The sequence below is a fragment of the Gilliamella sp. Imp1-1 genome (assembly GCF_001690415.1).
GTDB lineage: Bacteria > Pseudomonadota > Gammaproteobacteria > Enterobacterales > Orbaceae > Gilliamella > Gilliamella bombi.
On the sequence record NZ_LZHK01000010.1, the window covers coordinates 1 to 8,795 of the forward strand.

General features: G+C 34.3%; 8 protein-coding genes. 1 reads left to right on the forward strand and 7 read right to left on the reverse strand.

The annotated features are described in order from the left end of the window. Positions 1-27: 27 nt before the first annotated feature. The 5 genes from A9G38_RS01495 to rnm all read right to left on the reverse strand — a co-directional run bounded on the left by A9G38_RS01495 (position 28) and on the right by rnm (position 3,945). On the reverse strand, positions 28-330 hold the full coding sequence (locus A9G38_RS01495; RefSeq protein ID WP_034915944.1) for an IS3 family transposase: 303 nt from the start codon (positions 328-330) through the stop codon (positions 28-30). 29 nt (positions 331-359) lie between these two features. Then, the gene (locus A9G38_RS01500) at positions 360-1,025 is read right to left on the reverse strand and encodes a hypothetical protein (protein WP_034909800.1); all 666 of its coding nucleotides are present in this window, start codon (positions 1,023-1,025) and stop codon (positions 360-362) included. A gap of 271 nt (positions 1,026-1,296) precedes the next feature. Then, complete coding sequence (gene rluB / locus A9G38_RS01505) at positions 1,297-2,301, reverse strand: 23S rRNA pseudouridine(2605) synthase RluB (RefSeq protein ID WP_080702279.1); 1,005 nt, start codon at positions 2,299-2,301, stop codon at positions 1,297-1,299. 80 nt (positions 2,302-2,381) lie between these two features. Then, complete coding sequence (locus tag A9G38_RS01510) at positions 2,382-3,002, reverse strand: L-threonylcarbamoyladenylate synthase (RefSeq protein WP_034909803.1); 621 nt, start codon at positions 3,000-3,002, stop codon at positions 2,382-2,384. A 109-nt stretch (positions 3,003-3,111) separates the two neighbouring features. Beyond that, positions 3,112-3,945, reverse strand: coding sequence for an RNase RNM (gene rnm / locus A9G38_RS01515; RefSeq protein ID WP_034909925.1), 834 nt, complete (start codon positions 3,943-3,945; stop codon positions 3,112-3,114). Between the two features lie 70 nt (positions 3,946-4,015). Between rnm and rraB the strand changes: the two genes are divergently transcribed. Continuing rightward, complete coding sequence (rraB, locus tag A9G38_RS01520) at positions 4,016-4,411, forward strand: ribonuclease E inhibitor RraB (RefSeq protein WP_034909805.1); 396 nt, start codon at positions 4,016-4,018, stop codon at positions 4,409-4,411. Between the two features lie 71 nt (positions 4,412-4,482). On the opposite strand, the gene A9G38_RS01525 is transcribed toward rraB, so the two are convergent. Both A9G38_RS01525 and A9G38_RS01530 read right to left on the reverse strand, forming a co-directional pair. Beyond that, positions 4,483-7,161, reverse strand: a complete 2,679-nt coding sequence (locus A9G38_RS01525; protein ID WP_034909807.1) for a beta-N-acetylhexosaminidase — start codon at positions 7,159-7,161, stop codon at positions 4,483-4,485. Between the two features lie 9 nt (positions 7,162-7,170). Beyond that, positions 7,171-8,508 carry an OprD family outer membrane porin gene (locus A9G38_RS01530; protein ID WP_442902851.1) on the reverse strand — a complete coding sequence of 446 codons (1,338 nt, stop codon included), beginning with the start codon at positions 8,506-8,508 and terminating at the stop codon, positions 7,171-7,173. Between the last annotated feature and the right edge of the window lie 287 nt (positions 8,509-8,795).

Sequence of the window (8,795 nt, forward strand, 5' to 3'; positions counted from 1 at the left end):
AGCTGTATCGATGCTTATTATGTAAAATTAACTCGATTTTCTTCCCATTATCAACGCCGCTTGCTTTAGGATATCATTCTCCATTAACAAACGTTTATTCTCTTTGCGTAGCGCGATAAGTTCGTTCTCTTCAGTTCGACGATTATCTTTTGCGATGAATGAGCCGGTAGTTTGGTACTGCATTATCCAATTATCTAATGCTGATTTGGTGAGGTCATACTCTGCGACGATATCCGCACGTTTTTTACCATTTTGATATAGCATGACCATTTGTTTTTTGAACTCGTTAGTAAAGCTACGTTTTGCTCTTCGTGATGAATCGATTGCCATTGTTGTTACCTTCTCTTATTTTTAGTTTATCATAACAATGACCTTATAAAACTGGTACTAATTAGTGTAGCCGATCCATATACTTCCGAGGCATTATTAAATGCATCCGCAGCAGCTTTATAATTACCTTGCTGTGCTAACATTTTTCCTTGGTCATAATAATCTTTAGCAGCAAGTTGCATATATTTTTTATTTGCATTGTTATACAAACTTTCAATGTTTTTATAGTTGTATTGCTCAAATCCTTTTTTGTATAAATCGGCTTTTATTCTATAACTTTTACTATCGGTTCCTGTGATTGAATTACCATAGTCATAGTACTCTTTTGCGATACTCTCTTGTAATTTAGTAAAATCATATTTATTATCAAAAAAACTGATTTCTTGGCTATAAAAGCGATCACTTAATCGCAGTTTCATTGCTAATAAATTTTGGTAGCATTCTATTCGTTTGGCATAATCCTGATTATTGGCATTTGATAAAGTTGTTTCATAATGTTGCATAACGTTATTGACGATATTTTGTAGTCGTTGTACGACTTTTTGACCTAATTTTGCAGTACCCTTATCCTCAATACTATCCGCCAATAAGTTGATGCTTTCTAAATATTTTCCTTCTTTATAAGCTTCTTCTGCTGTACGTGTATGACAAGCAGCTAATAAGAACATAAAAAAAACAGCTATAATTATACGCATAATTTTCCTTTCAATTCATTTTAGTTTATTTTTTTGCTTGTTCATCTTGTTATTAAGATGAAAACTGTTTAAATATAGCTTGATTAATAAGCTAGTTGGTGAGTCTATTATAAATTAGTTCTAATTTATTAACTTTTTTTGCTAAAAATTGATTAACTAGTTACTCATTATTATTGGGTGACAAGTCAGTTTATTTGAAATAGGAAAGGTGTGAATTATATTTTATGCTGGTACCCTTAAATAACTAAACTATTTAAGGGCAGGGTAAAGGTTATTTTCGAGTTGCTTTTTGAGTTACTCTTTGCCGTGTTGTTTTAGTCTGTTGATTAAGTTTGACTCGTTTTGGTCTTACTATTCTTTTGTCAGAAGAAGAGCTTGTGGTGAAACTTTTAGATTCAGGTGGCAAACCGACTAGTTCACGTAAATAATTGACTGAGTCAATACCAAGTTCTAGCCAAGTTCCGCGTGATAATCCTTTGGGTAAAGTGATATTGCCATAACGAATGCGTAGCAATCGACTAACTTGCACATCAATAGCTTCCCACATTCTACGAACTTCCCGATTACGGCCTTCTGTTATAACTACATTAAACCATTGGTTAATTCCATCACCACCTTGTGCTTTAATTGATTGAAATGAGGCTGGGCCATCTTCTAGTTGCACCCCTTTACGAAGTTGGTTAATTTGTTGATCAGCCACATTACCAAATACTCGCACTGCATATTCACGCTCAATCTCGTGCCGTGGATGCATTAATCGATTAGCTAATTCACCATCAGTTGTGAATAATAATAAGCCCGATGTATTGATATCAAGTCTGCCAATGTTCACCCAACGTGCATTTTTTAATCTAGGTAAACGTTCAAAAACAGTTGCCCGTCCTTGCGGATCATTGCGGGAACAAATTTCACCTTCTGGTTTGTAGTAAGCTAGTACTCGGCAAACTTCTTTTTCTTTACTTCTAAGCTGAACTAAATGACCATTGATACGAATTTTCGGATTGGCATTAACATCAACCCGATCGCCTAATGTGGCAATTTTTCCATCTACACTGATTTTACCGTCCACAATCATTGCTTCAATCTCTCGGCGTGATCCATTACCTAAATTAGCTAATACTTTTTGGAGTTTTTCAGTATTATCATGTGCCGATGTTTTGCGTGTAATAGCTGGTACTTTTGAGGTTTTTGGTTTTTCGTAGAGTTGCTTTTCCTTTGCTTTAACGCTATTTGTCTTTTTGCCAAGTTGTGGGAATGCTAATTTGCTATTTTTCATAAAATCCTCGCTGTTACCTTCTCAGGTATCAATTTTCTATTAACTATATTGTCGATATATTGACAATAAAAAATGAACATTTATTCGAATGGCTTAGTGTCTCCACTTCCTTTACGAATAATTGTTGGATAGTCATTAGTCAAGTCAATTACGCTGGTAGGTTGTTGACCTATATAACCACCGTGCACAATCGCATCAAGCTGATAACCTATTTTATCTTCTATTTCGTCGGGATCGGATTGCGCTTGGTCATCATTAGGTAAAATTAATGTCGCAGTCATTAATGGCTGCCCTAATAATTCGAGCAACGCTAAATCAATTTTATTATCAGGAATTCTTAGTCCAATTGTTTTGCGTTTTTCATTCATCAATCGACGAGGTACTTCTTTACTTGCCTGTAAAATAAAAACATATTTACCTGGGGTATTATTTTTTAGTAACCGAAAAGTTGTGTTATCTACAAAAGCATAACTAGATAGTTCAGAAAGATCACGACACATCAAGGTAAAATTGTGATTTTTATCAAGTTGACGAATTTGACAAATTCGATCAACACCCGATTTATTGTCTAGTAAACAACCCAGTGAATATCCTGAATCGGTCGGAAAAGCTATAACACCACCATCATTTAATATGTTGACAACTTGATTTAATAATCGAGTTTGCGGATTATCTGGATGAATATAAAAAGTTTGACTCATAATTTTCTTCTATATCAATATTATTGTTAATCTGATTTGCATGATTAAATTTTATATCGTTAACCTTATAGTGAAGCACGAATATAAATCGATTTTAATCCAGATTTATTTAGAGTTTCCAATTATGCCAAATTGGTGTAACACTACCGGGTAGTGGGGTTGTTTTTCCTAAATCTAAATAGGTGTCAACACCATGAAAATCCGATCCTTGTGATGCCAATAGTTCAAATTCATTGGCTAATTTAGCTAATTTTTGTAAATCATCTTGCGTTTGCCTGCTTTGTGAAACTTCAATTGCATCACCACCACTAGATTTAAACTCACTTATTAATAATTTCAATTTAGTTAAAGTTAGATCATAGCGACTTGGATGTGCAAGTACTGCTTGCCCTCTTGCCGCATGAATGGCATTAACTGCATCTGAAATACTACACCATGTTGCAGGTACATAAGCATAACCACCTTTTCCTAAGTACGTTTTAAAGGCGCGTTTAATGTCTTTAACATAGCCGTTAGCAACTAAAAATCTTGCAAAATGAGCACGCGAAACAATGTCTCCTTTTGCAAATTGTTGTGCTTGTTGATAAGCATTTTCAATACTAACTTTAGCTAATTTATGGCTTATAGCCAACGCTCGATCGATTCTTCCTTGTTCTTGTGATGATAGCAGTGTCGTTAACTCAGGATGTGCAATATCAATATTTAACCCAACAATATGGATTTCGTTGTTTTTCCAAGAAGTTGATATTTCAACACCACAAGCTAATTTAATAGGTAAATTTTCGTTAGCAATCGTTTTTTGAGCTTCAGGTAAACCTTTAACGGTGTCATGATCGGTAATAGCCAAAATAGCAATTTGGTTATCTACAGCTCTTTTGACAAGTTCGCTAGGTGTTAAGAGACCATCCGATGCCGTAGTATGTGAATGTAAATCAACGATCATTTTTTTCTCGAAAATTATTTTGAAACGTGTAATATACCACACAATTTGCATGACCACTAAAAGGTATATTATGAAAGATCAAATTCGCCTTGCTCAACAAGATACTAGCACAATTATTGAGGAACTATTAGAAGATGGTAGCGATCCTCATGCACTTTATATCATTGAGCATCACATTTCATCACAAAATTTTGATAAATTAGAAAAAGTGGCAGTAGAAGCCTATAAATTAGGCTATGAAGCAACCGATCCCGATGAAGATATTGACGATGCAGGCAATGTTGTTATCGCTTTTGATATTGTTACTGAAAGCCTACTCAATGCCGAACTAATAAATGCACAAATTGCAGAAATCATCGCACTTACTACCCAATTTGGCGTCACATATGATGGTTGGGGCACTTATTTTGAAGATGGGAATGATGACGATTTTGATGAAGCTGAGCTTATGGAGACACTTCATTAAATATCATCAACTCCCTTTCTTAGGCTTTATTCTTATCCGATAAACGGATAAGAATATTAGTGCTTTAAAGCTTAATTTAGCTTTTCTATACGACTTGTTCTTTTTTGATCTGATGAAATACTACGAATAGAGATAGTGTCATCTTTATTAATTGCCACTGGAGCAGTATAAAGTTTCCAATTTTTTCCATTATTCGTTGAATATTCAATGTTTAATCCTGGAAATACAATATTGGCGTTTAATTTACCATTTACAATTTTTGCACCAGGAATAGGTAATCTATAATTTATACCCGCAAGATCAAGTTTAGCTAGCTCTCTTTGTCCAAGTAAATTAGCAAAGCGATTCCAATCATCATGTAACGCTTTGCTATCTACATAATGTGTTTCACCTTGCTGATATTGGCGATCTTTTTGATAAGCCATTTCCCAATCAGCTTGATGCCAAGCCCTTTCAGCAACCGCTAGTAAACGAGGAAAAGCCATATATTGCATTTTGTTATCACTACGGATATCTTCAGTCCAAATTTGTGCTGATAGCCCATAAGCACCTGACCAGTTCATAGTACCTTTAGCTGTAAATGGATTACCATCTCGGTCAACCGAAGTTTCAGCATTTTGTGGTAAATTATTGGGCGCAAAACTAAATATTTTACGTTCATCACTAAAACGTGTTGCCCAATAGTAACCACTTTCTTTTGGATTCACTTCATATGGCATATCTAAATAAACATAGTCTGGATTACAGATAATCACTTGATAACCTTTATTTGTCCATTCATTAACTGAATCAAATCCCCCCCAATATAATGTGTCCCAAAAGTTAACTGTAACTTTATCGACTGCAAATGATTTGGCATTTTCGGCATGTTTCATGCCATCTTGCCACGCTTGCATATGATTGATACCATGCTCTTTAATAATGGTACTGACTTGTTGTGCAAAATAACTTGGTAGATGCTCAATATCTTTCACTTTGCCTTTTCTCACAAAAGTTTGGCAAGCTTGTGATTTAGCCCATGGATGATCTTCAATACTTTGATCAATAGTACCTTTAATATTAGTTTTTTCTTTTGCTTGCAGATCTTGATAACCTGCACCTAAACGGATATTTTTAGCTTCATCACCACCAAAATGCCAAGTATTAAGCGGTTGCCCTGCTTCAATATGCATTTTTGCGATTTCATCGATAACTTTATTAACAAAGCGTTTAGATGAATCAAGACAAGGATTCAAATAGCTTAAGCGATTATAAAATTGTACCGTTGTGGTATTGGATGTATCGGTTGGATCAACTAAACGATACTCATTAGCTTGTTGCTCTTTTCCTTCATTCATTAGGCGTTTATAACGTGCTTCCATTGATACTATTGCGGCTCTGGCATGTGCAGGCATATCGATTTCAGGAATAACCTCGATAAAGCGTGCTTTTGCATATTTGACAATTTCAATGTAATCATTACGACTTAAAAATCCTGATCCACTTGTATTACTATCAGGTCCCGAACCTAATTGTGGTAATAAACAATTTTGCTCCGTGAGGTCGTGACAGCGTTTACTACCGATATCAGTTAGCTCAGGTAATCCAGGAATTTGAATTCGCCAACCTTCATCGTCACTTAAGTGAAAATGGAATTTATTCATTTTATATTTTGCCATTTGATCTAATAAACTTAATATGGCTTGTTTAGATTTAAAATTACGCCCAATATCAAGCATAATCCCTCGATATGTAAAACGTGGCGAATCGACTGCATTTAACGTTGGTATTGAATTAGCATGATTTACAGGAATAACAGATAAAATTGACTGAACTGCATAAAAAATTCCTGCTTCATCATAAGCGGTGATTAATGTCTTATCCTTTTTGATATCTAATTGATAAGCGCCAAATTTTTCTTGCTTAAATTGTTTAGGATCAACGGTTGCTTTTATTTGATAACCTTTTCCTGTTACTGCAATGTTTAATGCTTTAAATTGTGCTTTTAAAATAGCTAAACTTTCTTGATTTAAACCATTAAGGATCAAATTAACTCCTTGCTGATCAATTATAACATCCTCTTTACCTATTGTAAGTTTGCTTGGTGTCGGTAAAATTTGCCCTCGTAACGATGATTCAGATAATTTATTAATATCGGCGTTATATTCAAAACGGTTAGCAGGCGTCATTAAAATATTGTGATCATCAGCCGTTCTTTTCCATTGTTGTTTTATTGGTGCAACAAATGCCGATAAATTGTCAGAATCAGTGTTAGTGTTAGCAATAATTTTGGGTTTAGCATCACTGGAAGTTACATACCAACGTGGCATAACATCACTTTCACTAAGCATCCAATATTCCCCAATAATTGGAATATTCACCGTTGTATTGGCAGGAAAACCAGTGAACTTTTCTGTTGGCTCGAGTTTATGTAAATCACCTGTAATATGGGTGATTTTAAACTGATCATTGTCTACAGATAGAATCATTCTGATATTATCAAAATAGATAGCCCAATCTTTATTATTAATGGCTGTTCCAGTATTTTTAAGTGAAATCATGACGTTATTACAAGAAGCCCAATCAGCACCTAAAGCTGAACAGTTAACGCCATTTGAGTTTGCTTGATTGTCGACAACTTCATATTTAACATTAAGTTGAGAACTAATCAAATCAGCAATTTGTTGAGAAGCATGCACTGATTGAATCGCACATATATTTAACAAAGAAAGGATTGAAGTTGCTAATATCGTTGCCTTAATCTTTTTCATCTTTTTTACCTATTTTTGTTTAGCACTAAAAACAGTGAATGGAATTGTAACAATAAATTTAATGTCCCGTTCATCTTGGAAGATATTACCGTATCCACCACCCCAGCTCGGTATATTTGAATGGTTATTATATTCGGTATAGTGCAATTGGAAGGTTGTATCTTTTGCCCAACTTTCTTGCACGGTATAACCTAAATCAAAGTTATATGCAGATTCAATCAAACGCTGTTTTTGATTGTATTGACGATTAGTGCTAGGTTTTGCATCCCAACCATAGGCATAAGACGCACCTGTTTTCCAACCCGCTAAATAATGAGATAGGTAACTTAAATCATAAGTCACTTCAGCAAACACTGCTTTTTCACCATTGGCATTGAAGTCTGAGCGAGAATTCCACCATATATCTAAACGACCATTTGATGAAGCATAATCAGGTGTCATACGCTGTAAAAAGAATCCCTGTTCTCCATCAGCTTTAACCGAAACGCCTTCAAATCGTAGACCGATAGCACCAACTTGATAGCCTAATGTTGCTGCTTGCAACCACGCCAAGCCATCATATACATCTGTACCTTTATGCGATTGATCTTTAGCGCCATAAAATTGGTAGCTCATAATCATAGGATTATCAAACACTTCCATTTTATAAGATACTTTACCAAAAAATTGGTTCATATAATTTTGTGCTTGTCCAAATGCACTTTCTAATACTAAGTCATTTTTAAAGTCATACTTCAAACCGGCAGAATGTAAATAATTAATTTTTTTACCTTTTCCCCACTGTTTAAATTCATAAAGCCGTTTATACCAAGGTGCTTTATATTTATCACTCCACATATATGACATCGACAATGCTCCAGCGCTATCAAAATCAAGAGTTGACCCTACCTCAAAACCTCGATAAGTACCTGGTAATAAACTCCAGTGTGGTGCAAGTAACGTTTGACCTGAGGGTTGAATATAACCTGCTTTTACCCAAAATAATTCGTCAATTTTAAAATTTGCTTGTGCTTTATAAAAACTAAGTCCACTGACATCTTTCTTCCAATCCTCATCCCAACGGGTATGAGCACCACTAAATCCTATTTCATTTGGGTGTCCATTACCGCCATTACTGACTTCCCAAGCGCCATAACCACCAAGTTCAATAGCAAATCTATCTGCAATATAGCCAGAACGATAATCCAAATTACTATTAAATGTTGATTGTCTAATATTGCTTTTATATTTATTGGTTTCTATATCTTTACGGTCACGATCACGATTCCAGAAAAAGATGTTACCAGTTAATGAAGCATCATCGAAAAAATGATTTTCATAGACGGCATCAACTGGAGTTACCCCCATTAAAACAGAAAAAGAAAAAATAAGTTTAGTTAAAAGATTTAATCGGTTAGGTATCATTTTTGCATTATAAATATTCATATTTATTTTCCTAAAATAATGAAATTATGCTATTTAACTTACAGTAAAACTTATTAACATATGATTATTATTAATAAATTGAACTTCAAAGTAACTTTTATTTTAAATATTTGAAAACTAAGCTTTATTTAGGAACATATTTAAATTCAGATATGAGGTAAATATGTATTTTTATAATGCATAAACATATTTTATCTAGCAAATTAAAC

Coding starts and splice junctions, on each gene's coding strand:
- rraB (WP_034909805.1), top strand. CDS start 4,016: ATGAAAGATCAAATTCGCCTTGCTCAACAAGATACTAGCACAATTATT.
- A9G38_RS01500 (WP_034909800.1), bottom strand. CDS start 1,025: ATGCGTATAATTATAGCTGTTTTTTTTATGTTCTTATTAGCTGCTTGT.
- rluB (WP_080702279.1), bottom strand. CDS start 2,301: ATGAAAAATAGCAAATTAGCATTCCCACAACTTGGCAAAAAGACAAAT.
- rnm (WP_034909925.1), bottom strand. CDS start 3,945: ATGATCGTTGATTTACATTCACATACTACGGCATCGGATGGTCTCTTA.
- A9G38_RS01530 (WP_442902851.1), bottom strand. CDS start 8,508: ATGGGGGTAACTCCAGTTGATGCCGTCTATGAAAATCATTTTTTCGAT.
- A9G38_RS01510 (WP_034909803.1), bottom strand. CDS start 3,002: ATGAGTCAAACTTTTTATATTCATCCAGATAATCCGCAAACTCGATTA.
- A9G38_RS01525 (WP_034909807.1), bottom strand. CDS start 7,161: ATGAAAAAGATTAAGGCAACGATATTAGCAACTTCAATCCTTTCTTTG.
- A9G38_RS01495 (WP_034915944.1), bottom strand. CDS start 330: ATGGCAATCGATTCATCACGAAGAGCAAAACGTAGCTTTACTAACGAG.